15 protein-coding genes are annotated in these 13981 nt (G+C 59.3%); 7 read left to right on the plus strand and 8 right to left on the minus strand.

The window, feature by feature from the left end; translation table 11 throughout:
- Positions 1-58 precede the first annotated feature (58 nt).
- From ABVT35_RS20960 to ABVT35_RS20970, 3 genes are read left to right on the plus strand one after another with little or no spacing between them, the layout of a single operon-like run.
- The gene (locus tag ABVT35_RS20960) at positions 59-1846 is read left to right on the plus strand and encodes an ABC transporter ATP-binding protein (RefSeq protein ID WP_368469065.1); all 1788 of its coding nucleotides are present in this window, start codon (positions 59-61) and stop codon (positions 1844-1846) included.
- Positions 1843-2661, plus strand: coding sequence for a 4-hydroxy-tetrahydrodipicolinate reductase (gene dapB / locus ABVT35_RS20965; RefSeq protein ID WP_368469066.1), 819 nt, complete (start codon positions 1843-1845; stop codon positions 2659-2661). Before ABVT35_RS20960 ends, dapB begins: the two co-directional genes overlap by 4 nt.
- Before the next feature lie 13 nt (positions 2662-2674).
- Entirely contained in the window at positions 2675-3310 is a 636-nt protein-coding gene (locus ABVT35_RS20970; protein WP_368469068.1) for a 2,3-bisphosphoglycerate-dependent phosphoglycerate mutase, read from the plus strand.
- 6 nt (positions 3311-3316) lie between these two features.
- Here ABVT35_RS20970 and ABVT35_RS20975 read toward each other — a convergent pair whose 3' ends face one another.
- The 3 genes from ABVT35_RS20975 to ABVT35_RS20985 are packed head-to-tail and all read right to left on the minus strand — an operon-like array spanning position 3317 to position 6221.
- The gene (locus ABVT35_RS20975) at positions 3317-3619 is read right to left on the minus strand and encodes a FeoC-like transcriptional regulator (protein WP_368469070.1); all 303 of its coding nucleotides are present in this window, start codon (positions 3617-3619) and stop codon (positions 3317-3319) included.
- A gap of 4 nt (positions 3620-3623) precedes the next feature.
- Positions 3624-5960 (minus strand): Fe(2+) transporter permease subunit FeoB, encoded by a 2337-nt coding sequence (gene feoB, locus ABVT35_RS20980; RefSeq protein ID WP_368469071.1) that lies wholly within the window; start codon positions 5958-5960, stop codon positions 3624-3626.
- A gap of 27 nt (positions 5961-5987) precedes the next feature.
- Positions 5988-6221 (minus strand): ferrous iron transport protein A, encoded by a 234-nt coding sequence (locus tag ABVT35_RS20985; protein ID WP_368469072.1) that lies wholly within the window; start codon positions 6219-6221, stop codon positions 5988-5990.
- 124 nt (positions 6222-6345) lie between these two features.
- Between ABVT35_RS20985 and ABVT35_RS20990 the strand changes: the two genes are divergently transcribed.
- Entirely contained in the window at positions 6346-6834 is a 489-nt protein-coding gene (locus ABVT35_RS20990; RefSeq protein WP_368469074.1) for a GNAT family N-acetyltransferase, read from the plus strand.
- 404 nt (positions 6835-7238) lie between these two features.
- Here the strand turns inward: ABVT35_RS20990 and hemW are convergent, their stop codons facing one another.
- Genes hemW through rph form a run of 4 tightly spaced genes read right to left on the minus strand, consistent with a single transcriptional unit; the run spans position 7239 to position 10206 of the window.
- Positions 7239-8408, minus strand: a complete 1170-nt coding sequence (hemW, locus tag ABVT35_RS20995) for a radical SAM family heme chaperone HemW (protein WP_368469076.1) — start codon at positions 8406-8408, stop codon at positions 7239-7241.
- Between the two features lie 5 nt (positions 8409-8413).
- Positions 8414-9040: an RdgB/HAM1 family non-canonical purine NTP pyrophosphatase gene (rdgB, locus tag ABVT35_RS21000; protein ID WP_368469077.1), complete on the minus strand. Its 627-nt coding sequence runs from the start codon at positions 9038-9040 to the stop codon at positions 8414-8416.
- Positions 9037-9471, minus strand: a complete 435-nt coding sequence (locus tag ABVT35_RS21005) for a VOC family protein (RefSeq protein ID WP_368469079.1) — start codon at positions 9469-9471, stop codon at positions 9037-9039. The genes rdgB and ABVT35_RS21005 overlap by 4 nt, the downstream gene beginning before the upstream one ends.
- 15 nt (positions 9472-9486) lie before the next feature.
- Entirely contained in the window at positions 9487-10206 is a 720-nt protein-coding gene (gene rph / locus ABVT35_RS21010; RefSeq protein ID WP_368469080.1) for a ribonuclease PH, read from the minus strand.
- Between the two features lie 188 nt (positions 10207-10394).
- On the opposite strand from rph, the gene hrcA reads away from it, so the two are divergent.
- The 3 genes from hrcA to ABVT35_RS21025 all read left to right on the plus strand — a co-directional run bounded on the left by hrcA (position 10395) and on the right by ABVT35_RS21025 (position 12954).
- Positions 10395-11471 carry a heat-inducible transcriptional repressor HrcA gene (gene hrcA, locus ABVT35_RS21015; RefSeq protein ID WP_368469081.1) on the plus strand — a complete coding sequence of 359 codons (1077 nt, stop codon included), beginning with the start codon at positions 10395-10397 and terminating at the stop codon, positions 11469-11471.
- Between the two features lie 108 nt (positions 11472-11579).
- Entirely contained in the window at positions 11580-12251 is a 672-nt protein-coding gene (gene grpE / locus ABVT35_RS21020) for a nucleotide exchange factor GrpE (RefSeq protein WP_368469083.1), read from the plus strand.
- 67 nt (positions 12252-12318) lie between these two features.
- Positions 12319-12954 (plus strand): trimeric intracellular cation channel family protein, encoded by a 636-nt coding sequence (locus ABVT35_RS21025; protein ID WP_368469084.1) that lies wholly within the window; start codon positions 12319-12321, stop codon positions 12952-12954.
- Here ABVT35_RS21025 and ABVT35_RS21030 read toward each other — a convergent pair.
- Positions 12951-13961 carry an adenosine kinase gene (locus tag ABVT35_RS21030; protein ID WP_368469086.1) on the minus strand — a complete coding sequence of 337 codons (1011 nt, stop codon included), beginning with the start codon at positions 13959-13961 and terminating at the stop codon, positions 12951-12953. The genes ABVT35_RS21025 and ABVT35_RS21030 overlap by 4 nt on opposite strands.
- Between the last annotated feature and the right edge of the window lie 20 nt (positions 13962-13981).

A 13981-nucleotide genomic window follows, 5' to 3' on the forward strand; every position in this document is an offset into this window, starting at 1 on the left:
CGGGACCTCACCAATAGTGGCGCAACCAGACCAATCGCGAGTTGATCCAAGCACGCTCATGAGCATGTTGCGGCGTATCGTGTCGGAAAACGGACGCGAATATGTCGGCACCTATGCCTTCGCCATCGTCTGCCTCGTTGCCGTGTCACTGTCGACGGCATTCATGGCGTGGATACTGCGCGACATTGTCGATGAGGCATTCGCAAAGCAGCGTGCCGATGTAATCTGGTCGATAACCGGCGGAATATTTCTAGCCTTCGTTGTGCGCGGCGTCGCGGGTTACGGACAGGCTGTCGCGCTGGCGAAGATCGGCAATAACATTGTGGCTCGCTACCAGCGCCGGTTGTTTTCACATCTGATGGAACTGGGTGTTGGTTATCTGGGCGAAACCCGTTCCGCGCAGCTGGCCGCAAGGATCGGCCAGAATGCAGCCGGTATCCGGGATGTCCTCAATCTGACCATCACATCACTGGCCAAGGATCTGTTGACCCTCGTCGCACTGGTCGGTGTGATGTTCTATCAGGACGCCATGTTGACGGCCGCGGTGTTCCTTCTCGGTCCGCCGGTGCTTTTGGCGCTGCGCTATATTTCCAAACGCCTGCGCAGCGTCACGCGCGAGGCTGTGCTGGTCAACAGCCGGGTTTACGGCGTCATGCAGGAGACGATGCAGGGCATTGCCATCGTCAAGGCCTTCACCATGGAGGATCAGCTGCGCGGCAAGGTCAACCATCTGGTTACCGAAGCCGAGGCACGATCCAACCGGATTGTGCGGCTGACCGAGCGCACCGGCCCGCTGACCGATTCGCTTGCAGGCCTCGCTGTCGCCGGCGTTCTTGCCTACGCCGCCATACAGACGGTTCACGAGTCTGAACTGCCGGGTGCGCTGGTCTCCTTTATCGGAGCGCTGCTGTTTGCCTACGATCCGGCGCGAAGGCTGGCCCGTCTGCAGGTCAACATGGAACGGGCCGTCGTTAACGCCCGGATGATTTACGAGATTCTCGATATCGTTCCGCACCAACCCGATGCACCGGGAGCAAAGGACCTCGAAATAACAAAGGCCGAAATCGAATTTGAGAATGTCAGCTTCGGCTACGCCGAGACAAGTCCAGTCCTGCACAAGGTCAGCTTTGTCGCCGAGGGTGGCAAGACAACGGCCCTGGTCGGACCCTCTGGGGCCGGCAAGACCACGATCATTAATCTTTTGCCGCGATTCTACGATCTCGGCAGTGGGCGTATTCTTATTGATGGTCAGGATATTGCCGGCGTGACCAAGGAATCGCTGCGCCGGCATGTAGCCTATGTTTCCCAGCACCCCTATCTGTTTGAAGGCAGTATTCGCGACAATATCCGCTACGGCAGGCCGGATGCCACCGATGCCGACATCGAGGAAGCAGCAAAACTCGCCTATGCGCATGACTTCATTCTCGAACAGCCGGATGGTTACGATACCCCGGTCGGCGAGGGCGGCTCGACACTGTCCGGCGGACAGCGCCAGCGGCTATCCATTGCCAGAGCCCTGATCCGCAATGCGCCAATCCTGTTGCTCGACGAAGCGACGTCGGCGCTGGACACCGAATCCGAGGTGCTGGTGCAAAAGGCGCTGGACGAGGCCATGGTCGGCCGAACGGTGCTTGTCATTGCGCACCGGCTGTCAACCATTCACCGGGCAGACAAGATCGTCGTCATGCTCAGGGGTGAGGTTGCCGAACAGGGCAACCATAACGAACTTGCCGCTATTGATGATGGAATCTATGCACGGTTCCTGAAATTGCAGGCGCTTGGTCTCGAAGGAAACGAGAACCTCGGAATGCAGCTTGCGGCTGCAAAACCGGAGAGTGAGCAATGAGTGACATGAAATTGGTTGTCGTTGGTGCCGCCGGGCGTATGGGACGGGCACTTGTCGATGCGATCTCCGCCGTGGACGGCGCCGCGTTGTGTGCGGCGGTGGAGCGTGACGGCGCGGATACGATCGGTGCCGATGCCGGGGAACTTGCCGGAATGGGTACCTTGGGTGTTCCGGTCACCGATGATGCCGAGGCCGCCTTTGCCAAGGCAGACGGCGTTCTGGACTTTACCGCGCCCGCCGTATCGGTGCGGTTCGCCGAACTTGCCGCCGCCGCCGGCATTGTGCATGTCATCGGAACGACCGGATTTGAGACGGCGCAGGAGGATGCCGTTGCCGCCGCCGCCACACGTACAGCTATTGTCAAATCTGGCAATATGAGCCTCGGCGTCAATCTCCTCAGCGTGCTTGTTCGGCAGGCCGCAATGGCGCTTGAGGCGGCCGACTGGGACATTGAAGTGCTGGAAATGCATCACAAGCACAAGGTCGATGCACCGTCCGGAACCGCACTGCTGCTCGGTGAAGCCGCGGCACAGGGGCGCGAAATAGCGCTCGCCGATAACAGCGTACGGGTGCGCGACGGCATAACCGGACCCCGCGAGGCCGGAACCATCGGATTTGCCACATTGCGCGGCGGATCGGTCGTTGGCGAACACTCCGTGATACTTGCGGGCGAGGGTGAGAGGGTGGAGCTGACCCACAAGGCGCTCGACCGGTCCATTTTTGCCCGCGGCGCCGTAAAGGCGGCGCTATGGGGCCGGGGAAAAGATCCGGGCCTTTATTCGATGCTCGATGTCCTCGGTATTTCTGAAAGCTAGAAAGGCAGTCAACATGTCCGGAACCCTTGTGCTTGTGCGCCACGGCCAAAGCGAATGGAACCTCAAAAACCTGTTTACCGGGTGGAAAAACCCCGATCTGACCGAGCAGGGACTGGCCGAGGCGACCACCGGCGGCGCTGCTTTAAAAGACTATGGCATTCAGTTTGATATCGCGTTCACCTCGGTACTGGTCCGTGCTGAAAGGACCTGCCAGATCATCCTTGACGGAATCGGCCAGCCTGATCTTGAAACGATCCATGATCAGGCGCTCAACGAGCGCGACTATGGTGATCTTGCCGGTCTCAACAAGGATGACGCGCGCAAGAAATGGGGTGAGGAACAGGTGCATATCTGGCGCCGCTCCTATGATGTGCCGCCGCCGGGCGGCGAGAGCCTGAAAGACACGGGCGCCCGGGTGTGGCCCTATTATATGACCGAGATCCTGCCACGCGTCCTTGCCGGCCAGAAAGTCCTGGTTGCCGCGCACGGCAATTCGCTGCGCTCGCTCGTGATGGTGCTGGACCGGCTCAGCGAACAGGAAATCACCGGCCTCAACCTCGCGACCGGCGTTCCGATGGTCTACAAGCTCAAGGCCGATTCAACCGTTGCCTCGAAAGAAGTCCTTGGAGATATGTCCAAGGCGCACTGACAATTGCTACAGAGCTTTGGATGGCGTCGGCCGGGTGGGATTTGAATCCACTACCGGCTTGCCGATGGCGCATGCCGGTGACGGATTGTCTTCGTCGATCCATTCGAAAATAGCAACGCTGGCCATGGCGCAGCAGGAAGCGGCCTTGCAGCCGGTGCCGCAATCGACTTTGCGAACCCTGCCTTTGCGGATCAGCTGATCGAGCATGCCTTCGACGGCACCGGGTTCCGCACCGACGTGGCGGGCCAGTTGCCCGAGTTCGACGCGGCCGTATCGGACCATGTAATCCTTCAATGATTTCAGCATCATACTTCTATTCCGCCGCTGCAATCGTCTGCGACCGCGCACCATAAATGCGCATGGCGAGGAGGGTGGCGAGCAGGACGCCGAACAGGGTGCCGAGCCACTCAAGCGATGTTCCCGGGTGATTTGCATAGGTTCCGGCCTGATAGAATGCGACGGCGCTTCCATATCCGAGCCCCGTCGTCCAGGCAGCCGAAAACAGCGCCCAGCGCACCCCTACCTCCCTGTAAATGGCGGAGATCGCCGCAGAACAGGGCATATAAAGCAGGATCAGCAGCAGATAGGCGAATGCGCCAATCTTTCCGTCGAAGCGCTTTGCCATGGCGCCGAACGTGCCGGTAGCCACTTCCTGATTTTCGGCCGCCGATTCCCAGCTGGAAATATTGCCGATATCGAGACCCAGCGGGTCGAGAAGTCCGGCGGCGACGCTCGCAAGATTGTCCGGAATGCTTGCGAAGGCTTCGGTGATGCCGCCCCAAAAATCAAAGCCTGCCGGTGCGGTCTCTTCAGCGCTGGCTTCATCATCTGCCAGTTTTCCGTATAACGCATCAAGTGTTCCAACAACCGCTTCCTTGGCGAAAATGCCCGTGAAAAGCCCAACGGTGGCCGGCCAGTTGTCTTCCGTTATTCCCAGCGGTTGGACAATCGGCGTCATGGCCTTGCCCGTGGCGGCCAGTATCGACCGGTCGGAATTCTCGTTGCCGAAGGTGCCGTCCGTTCCCACGGTGTTCAGGATGCTGAGAATGGCGACGATGATGACGATGATCTGGCCGGCGTCGACGACAAAGGCGCGCATCCGGTCCCAGGTTCTGATCAGAACCGCACGCAGGGTCGGAATGTGATAGGGCGGCAGTTCCATGACAAAGGGCGACGTTTCACCCTGCAGCAAAGTACTTTTGAGAACGAGGCCGGTAAGAACGGCGTAGCCAATGCCGATCAGGTAAAGTCCGAACACCAGATTCTGCCCTCCGATTGGAAAAAAGGCCGCTGCAAACAGCGCATAGACCGGCAGCCGTGCGCCGCATGACATGAACGGCGCCATCATCACAGTCATGATCCGGTCGCGTGGTGATTCCAGCGTGCGTGCGGACATCACAGCAGGCACCGTGCAGCCAAATCCCAGTATCATCGGCACGAAGGATTTTCCGGGCAGTCCGATGGAGCGCATGAAGCGGTCCATGACGAAAGCGGCCCTAGCCATATATCCGGAGCTTTCGATGAAGGTCAGGAACAGAAACAAGAAACCGATGATCGGAATGAAGGTGGCGACCGTCTGCATGCCCGCGCCGATGCCTTTCGGAACAAGCGCGATCAGCCAGGTGGGAGCGTTTACAGCTTCCATCAGCGCCGTCCCGCCATCGACAAGAACCGTGCCGGCCAGAATATCGAAAAAGTCGATAAACGCAGAAGCAAGATTGATGGTGAAGAGGAACATCACATAGATGACGCCCAAAAACACCGGTATTCCCAGAACGCGGTTCAAAACGACCGCGTCGATGCGTTCGGATATGGTTCTGGAAACCTGATCCGCGCGCTGAACAGCCTCCTGCATCAGCGTGTTTGCAAAACCGTAGCGGGCGTCCGCCAGCAGGATATCGGCTTCCTCGCCGGCTCTGGCCTCAATGTCCTGTTTGAGCCGGTCGACGGCCTGCCGTAAATCCGCGTCGACGCTGTTCAGTGCCTTTTCGTCGTCCTCGAGCAGCTTGATTGCCAAACTACGCGGTTCCATTTCCAGTCGTCGCGGCCCCTGCGATTTGGTGGCCTCTTTGATGTCGGGAACCAAAGCCGAAAGGGCTTCTTCTATGACCGGCAGATAACTGAGTTCGGTAGCCGGTATCGTTCTTTCGGCCGCCGACAGATGGATTGCCGACCTGAAATCGCCGAGCCCGGCCCCGGTCTGGGCAACGATCGGAACCACCGGGCATCCCAGGCGTTCTGACAGCGCCTGCGTGTCGATGCGAAGCCCGTTCTGCTGCGCCAGGTCAGTCATATTGAGCGCGATCAGCAGAGGCACCCGCATTTCGATAAGCTGGGTGGTCAGATAGAGATTACGCTCCAGGTTGGACGCATCGACGATGTTAAGCACAAGGTCCGGCTTTTCATTGACCAGATAATCAAGCGCTATTTTTTCGTCATGGGCAGCCGAGGAAGTCACAGTAAGTGAATAAATGCCTGGCAGATCGACCACCCTGTAACTGGCGCCCCGGTCGCGGAACTCGCCCTCCTTGCGCTCGACCGTCACACCGGGCCAGTTTCCAACCTGCTGTTTCGAGCCGGTCAGCGCGTTAAACAGCGTCGACTTGCCTGAATTGGGATTGCCGATAAGCGCAATGCTCAGATCTTTCATGACGTTCTCTCGGTTCCGATTGCCAATTCAGCGTTGTTCGCTGTCAATGAGCAGGGCGTTTCCCTCTTTTCTCCGAAGGCTGAGTGCAAATCCGCGCACCCTGACTTCCACCGGATCGCCCATCGGCGCCATCCTCGTGACCGTAAACGGTGTGCCGGGCGTCAATCCCATTGCCAGGAGCTTTGCCCTGTAAGCCCTGGAACCATCTGTAAACCCCCTGATACGTGCCGTTTCGCCGACGGCCATTTCACTCAACTGCATTTTTCGCTTCCCTTGGGTCTAAATTTCACCTCATAACAGGCGTTGATAGAGGTCCTGGGTGCAACTCGGAATGATTTGCATCAAGTGATTCAACAAAATCTGATTTTTTTGCGAAAGTTTTCCGATGGCCGGTTCAATCAGCTTTCGCCCGGCAAGATCCGGGGAGACTGCAGCACTCACGGAACTTTGCATCCGTTCGAAGGCTCACTGGGGATATGACGAGCGGTTTATGGAGAGTTCCAGGGAGGCGCTGACGGTAAAGCCCGCCCGCGTTGAAAGCGGTGATGTGATTGTCGCCGAGTTTCAGGGACAACCAGCGGGTGTTGCGGCTATCGCGCCCGACGGTGACGGCTTCGAAATCGACTTGTTCTTTGTCGATCCCGCGGCAATGGGCCGCGGCGTGGGAAGACGGCTGTTTGAAGCCGTCATTGCGCTCGCGAAACGGCGTGGCATCGGTGCCCTGACCATCCTCTCCGATCCGAATGCCGTATCCTTCTATGAAAAAATGGGAGCCCGCCCGATCGGCAGAGCGCCCTCCGATGCAATACCGGGCCGTACATTGCCGTTGCTGGAGGTCGATATCGCGTCAACAAATGCTTCAATCCGATCCTGAAACGGTCTAGGTTGGCGTCAACGCGCAATGGCATCGTGACTGAAACCGCCATGGAAGCCAAAACGAGGCATAGGGTGCACACAAATTTTCTGCGAATTTCTGCTTTGACCGCATTGGTATTGATGATTTCCGGCTGCGTGTCGGAGGTGGGCTATGAGCCCGATACCGCATTGAGTTCCGGTGGCAATTCCTGGTCCCAGTGCCGGGCGGCCGCGGCAAAGAAATATCCGCCAAGATTGGTCCTCAATGAAGAGCCGGGATATATCGGAGACCGTTGGGTCGCTTGCGGCGACGGCCGGCTCTGTCCGCCGGCAAGCGCCGCGTACTATGCTGACCAGGGTACATATTGGGATTACAACAAAACGGCGCGCGGAGCCTTTTTCCGCCGCTGTATCGCCGGCTAATCAGGCGGCGAGATCGGCCACAACGGCGTCAAGCACCATCATGCCGGCCGGTGTGCAGCGCAGCCTGGAATTCCCGATCCTTTCCAGCAGCCCATGCGAAATCAGGAATTCTTCCTTATCCGCGTCGACCCGGCGGCCCGAAAGGCCCTGCCAGCGGGCCAGATCCATGCCCTCGCGCAGCCTCAGGCCCATCAGCATCAACTCGTCCGCCTGCGCATCGCTGTCCATCCGCTCTTCCGATTCCATTCCGTGTCCGAGCGATTCGACCTGCCGGAGCCAGTCTTCCGGTATGCGCTTGTTTACCGTGCCGACTTTGCCGTTATGGCTGGTCAACCGGCCATGCGCACCGGCACCAAGCCCCACATAGTCGCCATAGCGCCAATAGGTCAGATTGTGGCGGCTTTCAGCTCCCGGCTCGGCATGATTGGACACCTCATAGGCCGGCAGGCCGTGTTTTTCGGTCAGTTCCTGTGTCGCCTGATAGAGGTCTGCCGAAAGATCCTCGTCCGGTACCTTGAGTTTGCCGCTTCTGTGAAGGCCGTAAAACGGCGTGCCCTGTTCGATCGTGAGCTGGTAGAGGGAAAGGTGGTCTGCCGCATAGCCGATCGCCTGTTTGAGCTCCAGCTCCCAGCCCGTTACCGTCTGGCCCGGCCGTGCATAGATCAGGTCGAATGAAAGCCGCGGAAAGGTGCTGCGTGCGAGTTCAATGGCCGTTAGCGCCTCATCAACCGTGTGCATGCGCCCCAGAACCTTCAGATCGCTTTCATCAAGCGACTGCACGCCGAGCGAGACCCTGTTGACGCCGGCGGTCCGGTACCCCTTGAAGCGCTCCGCCTCGACACTGGTCGGATTGGCTTCAAGTGTGATCTCTATATCGTCCGGCATATGCCAGGCGTTGCCGATGGCGCTCAGAATTCCGTCGACTGTATGTGGCTCCATCAGCGATGGTGTGCCGCCGCCGAAAAATACGCTTGTCACTTCGCGCGTGCCGGTCATGGCCCGCATCTGCCTTATCTCGCGCTGAAAGGCACCGACAAAGCGCGGCTGGTCGACGGCCTGGTGGCGCACATGGCTGTTGAAATCGCAATAGGGGCATTTGGCGGCACAGAAAGGCCAATGTACGTAAATGCCAAATCCCGGGTCCAGATTGTCTTGTGTGTCTACGCTCATCTTTATTAGCCCTGAAGGCACTGTTCGTAGAACAATTTGAACGCTCTTGCCCGGTGCGACAGGGCCTGTTCCTGTCCCGGTTTCCAGCCGTGCTTTTCCTCAGCGCCCATCTGCCCGAAAGTGCTCTCATATCCATCGGGCTGAAATACCGGGTCGTAGCCAAAGCCCTGGTCGCCACGTGGTGGCCAGATAATTTCGCCCACCACTTCCCCGCGAAAATATTCCACATGCCCGTCGGGCCATGCAAGACAAATCACCGACACGAATTTTGACTTCCGGTTTCCCGATGATTCGGCCTGCAACTCATCGTGAACGCGGCGCATCGCCAGATTGAAGTCTTTTTCAGCACCGGCCCAACGGGCTGAATAGATACCCGGCGCACCGCCCAGCGCATCCACCGAAAGACCGGAATCGTCCGAAAGCGCCGGTAATCCTGAGGCAGTTGTTGCCGCAAGCGCTTTTATCCGGGCATTTTCCTCAAAGGTCAGCCCGGTTTCCTCCGGCTCTTCGAGATCGAGGTCGCCGGCTGTCAGAAGCTCGTAACCGAGCGGATCCAGAAGATCGCGCAATTCGCGTATCTTCCCCTTGTTGTGGCTGGCGATCACCAGCTTCCGTTCCGACAGTTTTCTCACGTTTCCTTATCCGTGTCCGTGCCCATACCCCAGATCCGGGGTTCGGCGAATTCGATGCTGTTGCCGGCCGGATCGCGTACATAGATCGAGCGCCCGCCGCCCGGCCAGTGAAAATCTGCTTCGATCTCGATGCCGGCCTCGCGCAGTGTTTTTTCCATCGCCTCGATTTCCTTTGCCGAGGCGCCGAAACACATATGGCCGTCGCCGCTGGTGCCGTGCACCGGCACCGGCATCGCCGGATTTCCCGGCGGTTTGACGGATTCCGCCGGATTGAACACCAGGAGCATGCCCTCACCGCAGCGGAAAAAGACGTGCCTGTTGCCCATGCGCGTTACTATTTCAAGGCCGAGCAGCCCGCCAAAGAACTGCTCCGCAGCATCAAGGTCGTCGGCGTAGAGCGCCGTTTCCAGAATGTGTTGCGGTGCTTGCATGAGCCGACCTGATCGTTACCCGGCGGTTGCCTGCTTTTGCATCTCGACCAGCGAGCCGATGCCGTTCTTTGCAAGTCCGAGCAGGGCCGCAAATTCTTCTTCGCTGAACGGTTCGCCCTCGGCAGTTCCCTGGATTTCGACAATGCCGCCCGAACCGGTCATGACGAAATTGGCATCGGTTTCGGCAGATGAATCCTCCACATAGTCGAGATCGATAACCGGTTGATTGAGAAAGATGCCGCAGGAAATGGCGGCGATATGATCCTTCAATACGGCTTCGGCCTTGATCATGCCCTGCGCCTCCATCCATTTGAGGCAGTCGTGCAAGGCAACCCACGCGCCGGTGATGGATGCGGTCCGTGTGCCGCCATCGGCCTGTATGACGTCGCAATCGATGGAGACCTGACGCTCGCCGAGCGCTTCAAGGTCGACAACGGCGCGCAAGGAACGGCCGATCAGGCGCTGGATTTCCTGGGTGCGCCCGCTCTGCTTTCCCGCCGAAGCCTCGCGCCGCATGCGCTCGCCGGTGGCCCGCGGCAGCATTCCGTATTCTGCTGTCACCCAGCCTCTGCCGGCATTGCGCAGCCATGGCGGAACCCGCTCCTCGAGACTGGCGGTGCACAGCACATGCGTATCGCCGAATTTGACGAGGCAGGAGCCTTCCGCGTGTTTGGAAAAGCTCCGTTCGAATGAAACGGCCCGCATCTCATCGGTTTTTCTGCCTGATGGGCGCATGTATGTACTCCTGTTTGTTCTGCAGCAAAGCCGCGCGGCAGAACGGTTTTAACAAATCCACATTGCTGTAACTCTCCTTTGCAGCGCATGCAAAGAAAATGCACTATATAAAGAGCGGGTCGTTTGCTTTTTTTACGGCAACCGGTCCACTATGCAAGTAATCGTGCAGCAGCCAAGAGACGTTGTGTATGAGTGACAATTCACGATCGGGAACGGCGCAGCCGGCGCCGCTTGACGACCGGACAAGGGAAATCTTTCGCAGCATTGTCGAACTCTACCTGGATTCTGGTGATCCGGTGGGTTCGCGCAACCTGTCGCGCGTCCTGCCGATGGCGTTGTCTCCCGCGTCCGTGCGCAATGTCATGAGCGATCTCGAGGAACTCGGCCTCATATACGCACCCCATATCAGCGCCGGCCGGCTGCCGACCCAGCAGGGTCTGCGTTTTTTTGTCGATGCTTTCATGGAATCGGGCGATCTTTCCAGTGAAGAGCGCGACATGATCGAACGACAGGTCAGCAGCGTCGAGCGCAATCAGTCGGTCGAAAACCTGCTGACCGAGGCAAGCCAGCTACTTTCCGGCCTTTCGCGCGGTGCGGGTCTGGTAATCACCAACAAGAACGATGCTGTCATCAAGCATATCGAATTTGTAAGGCTGGAGCCGACACGAGCGCTCGTCGTGCTCGTCGGCGACAACGATCAGGTTGAAAACCGCATCATCGACCTTCCGGCTGGTGTCACGGCATCGCAGCTGACCGAGGCCGCAAACTTCCTCAACGCCCATCTTGCCGGCCACACGCTGGCGGAGTTGCGCGGCGAGCTGAAAAAACTGAAAAACGATGTCAGCCGGGAACTCGACGTTTTGTCGCAGACGCTGGTGGAGCGCGGCGTTGCGATCTGGTCCGGCAGCGCCGACGGACAGCCCGCAAGGCTCATAGTCCGCGGCCGCGCAAACCTGCTCGACACCATATCCGATATCGAGGAAATGGAACGTCTGAGGCTCCTGTTCGACGATCTTGAGAAAAAGGATGGTCTGATCGAGCTGCTCGACCTCGCCGAGGAAGGCTCGGGCGTGCGCATTTTCATCGGTTCGGAAAACAAGCTGTTTTCACTGTCGGGCTCCTCGCTGATCGTTGCGCCCTATCGTGACAGCGACGACCGGGTGATCGGCGCCGTCGGCGTGATCGGCCCCACGCGCCTCAACTACGCGAGAATTGTGCCGATGGTGGACTACACGGCGCAAATGGTTTCCAGAATGATTCGCTGAAAGTGCGAATTGGGCCGAATCAGCGCCCGTAATCTCTTGATTTTTTCCGCCGAAACCTCGATATGCGGGTCAACAAATCAAAAACCAGTGTGAAGGAAATGTCGCGTCATGACCGATGAGACAAAGAAAAACGGTGTTGACGAAGGACCCGGAGCAAAGTCGGCAGAGGCCGCAGCGAACGATGTTGCCGGAAAAATGGCCGCAGAGGCAGCACAGGCCCCGGCTGATGCCGCCGCTGAAGAGGCGCAGGCACCCGCCGCGCTTGACCTTGCAATAGCGGAACGGGACGAGTTGAAGGACAAATATCTGCGCCTGGCCGCGGAAATGGACAATCTTCGCCGCCGCACGGCGAGAGACGTGCGCGACGCCAAGGCCTATTCGGTGTCGAATTTCGCCCGTGACATGCTCGCCGTATCGGACAATCTGCGGCGCGCGCTCGACGCGATCCCGGCGGAGGCGCTGGAAGCCGGGGAGGCAGGCCTCAAGGCGCTGTCGGAGGGTGTCGAGATGACCGAGCGTGCGATGCTTTCCGCGCTCGAACGCCACGGCGTCAAGAAACTGTCGCCGGCGGGCCAGAAGTTCGATCCCAATTTCCACCAGGCGATGTTTGAGGTTCCGAATCCGGATGTTCCCAACAACACCGTTGTCGAGGTGGTCCAGGAAGGCTACGTGATCGGCGATCGGGTGCTGCGGCCGGCAATGGTCGGTGTTGCCAAGGGCGGCCCGAAGCAGGCGGCGGAAACACCCACGGAACCGGAAGCCGAAGACGCCAAGCAGTAACGCGTGCCGACGAGGTTGAACCGCGCGCCATCGCCGCGATATGCTCGCGGCGCGATGGGGATGCGCCGTGACGATACTGACCTGGCTTGATTACACCGGTGTTGCCGTATTTGCGGCGACCGGCGCGCTTGTTGCGTCACGCAAACAGCTCGACATTATCGGATTTCTGTTTTTCGCCTGTATCACCGGGATCGGCGGCGGAACCCTGCGCGACCTTATCCTCGGGCTGACGCCGGTTTTCTGGGTGCGCGAACACATCTACATCCTCATCTGCGTCGCCGTGGCAATCGTGATTTTCTTTACCGCCCAGCGGCTGGAATCGCGCTATCGATGGCTCCTGTGGCTGGATGCTGCGGGCCTTGCGGTCTTTTCCGTCATGGGGGCTGCGATCGGTCTTTCGGCAACGGCTTCGCCGGCGATCGCCATCGTGACCGGCGTTTTGACGGCAACCTTCGGCGGCGTGCTGCGCGATGTGCTTTCCGGGGAACCGACGGTGCTGATGCGGCGGGAGATCTATATTACCGCAGCGCTGCTCGGCGCATCCGTATTCGTGCTCGCTGATGAATTCGGTCTGAACCGCGGTCTTGCTTCCATGCTGGCTTTTGCCGCGGCCCTTATTCTCCGCGGTGGCGCCTTGCGTTACGGCTGGACGCTGCCCTCCTACGGACACGCGCCGGGCCGTCCACCTGATGAATCCCTTTAAGAACTTACGGGTTCGGCAATCAGCCCGCTGTCTATGCCCGCCTGCTTGAGCGAGAGATGCGGGCGCGGCCCAATCTGCTGGATCACCAGGCCGGCGGCAAGGCTGCCGAGCCGGGCGCAATCCTCAAGCGACCGGCCGTTCGTATAGCCGTATAAAAACCCGGACGCGTAAAGGTCACCGGCGCCGGTCGTGTCGACCAGTTCCCTGATTTTGATGGCATCGACCGAGACCCGCTCGCCCTTGCGGGCAACGATCGACCCGCGCTCGCTGAGCGTAACGATGGCCAGTTTGCAGTCGGCCTCCATGGCCTCGATGGCCGCCTCCAGCGACGCGGTCTGGTAGAGCGACATGGCTTCATGCTCGTTGGCGAAAACAATGTCGACGGTTCCCGAGCGCATCAGGTCGAGGAATTCGTCGCGATAGCGGTCGACGCAGAACGGGTCCGACAGGGTCATGGAAACTTCGCGGCCACTGGCGTGGGCGATCGCAGCGCAATTGCGGATTGCTTCCTTGGCGCGCGGCGGATCCCACAGATAGCCTTCGAAATAGGTCACTTTCGATGCGGCGACGATGGTGTCGTCCACATCTTCCGGTCCAAGCTCCACACAGGCGCCGAGATAGGTGTTCATCGAGCGCTCGCCGTCAGGCGTGACGAAAATCATCGAACGGGCAGTGGGCGGCGGCCCATCCAGCGGCTTCGTCTCGAAGACAACGCCCTGTGCTGTGATGTCGTGCCGGTAAATTTCGCCGAGGTGGTCGCGCGCGACCTTGCCGAAAAACGCCGATTTCCCGCCGAAGCTGGCTATGCCGGCCGCCGTGTTGCCGGCGCTGCCGCCGGAGGCCTCGACGGCCGGGCCCATACGGTCGTAGAGCAATTGCGCCCGGTCAGCGTCGATCAGGTTCATCGCTGCCTTGGTAATGTGGTTTTCGATGAGAAACGTGTCCTCGCATCGTGCGATGATGTCGACAATGGCATTGCCGACGCAAAGAACATCCAGTTCGTCCATAAAGCTGCGGGCTCCGGTGG

The organism is Hoeflea sp. TYP-13 (assembly GCF_040932035.1).
Classification (GTDB): Bacteria; Pseudomonadota; Alphaproteobacteria; order Rhizobiales; family Rhizobiaceae; genus Hoeflea_A.

Bases quoted from the DNA above. Each gene is read 5' to 3' on its own strand.
- ABVT35_RS20960 (WP_368469065.1), top strand. From the start codon at position 59: ATGAGCATGTTGCGGCGTATCGTGTCGGAAAACGGACGCGAATATGTC.
- hrcA (WP_368469081.1), top strand. From the start codon at position 10,395: ATGAGTGACAATTCACGATCGGGAACGGCGCAGCCGGCGCCGCTTGAC.
- ABVT35_RS20970 (WP_368469068.1), top strand. From the start codon at position 2,675: ATGTCCGGAACCCTTGTGCTTGTGCGCCACGGCCAAAGCGAATGGAAC.
- ABVT35_RS20990 (WP_368469074.1), top strand. From the start codon at position 6,346: ATGGCCGGTTCAATCAGCTTTCGCCCGGCAAGATCCGGGGAGACTGCA.
- feoB (WP_368469071.1), bottom strand. From the start codon at position 5,960: ATGAAAGATCTGAGCATTGCGCTTATCGGCAATCCCAATTCAGGCAAG.
- ABVT35_RS21005 (WP_368469079.1), bottom strand. From the start codon at position 9,471: ATGCAAGCACCGCAACACATTCTGGAAACGGCGCTCTACGCCGACGAC.
- ABVT35_RS20975 (WP_368469070.1), bottom strand. From the start codon at position 3,619: ATGATGCTGAAATCATTGAAGGATTACATGGTCCGATACGGCCGCGTC.
- ABVT35_RS20985 (WP_368469072.1), bottom strand. From the start codon at position 6,221: ATGCAGTTGAGTGAAATGGCCGTCGGCGAAACGGCACGTATCAGGGGG.
- dapB (WP_368469066.1), top strand. From the start codon at position 1,843: ATGAGTGACATGAAATTGGTTGTCGTTGGTGCCGCCGGGCGTATGGGA.
- hemW (WP_368469076.1), bottom strand. From the start codon at position 8,408: ATGAGCGTAGACACACAAGACAATCTGGACCCGGGATTTGGCATTTAC.
- ABVT35_RS21030 (WP_368469086.1), bottom strand. From the start codon at position 13,961: ATGGACGAACTGGATGTTCTTTGCGTCGGCAATGCCATTGTCGACATC.
- rph (WP_368469080.1), bottom strand. From the start codon at position 10,206: ATGCGCCCATCAGGCAGAAAAACCGATGAGATGCGGGCCGTTTCATTC.
- grpE (WP_368469083.1), top strand. From the start codon at position 11,580: ATGACCGATGAGACAAAGAAAAACGGTGTTGACGAAGGACCCGGAGCA.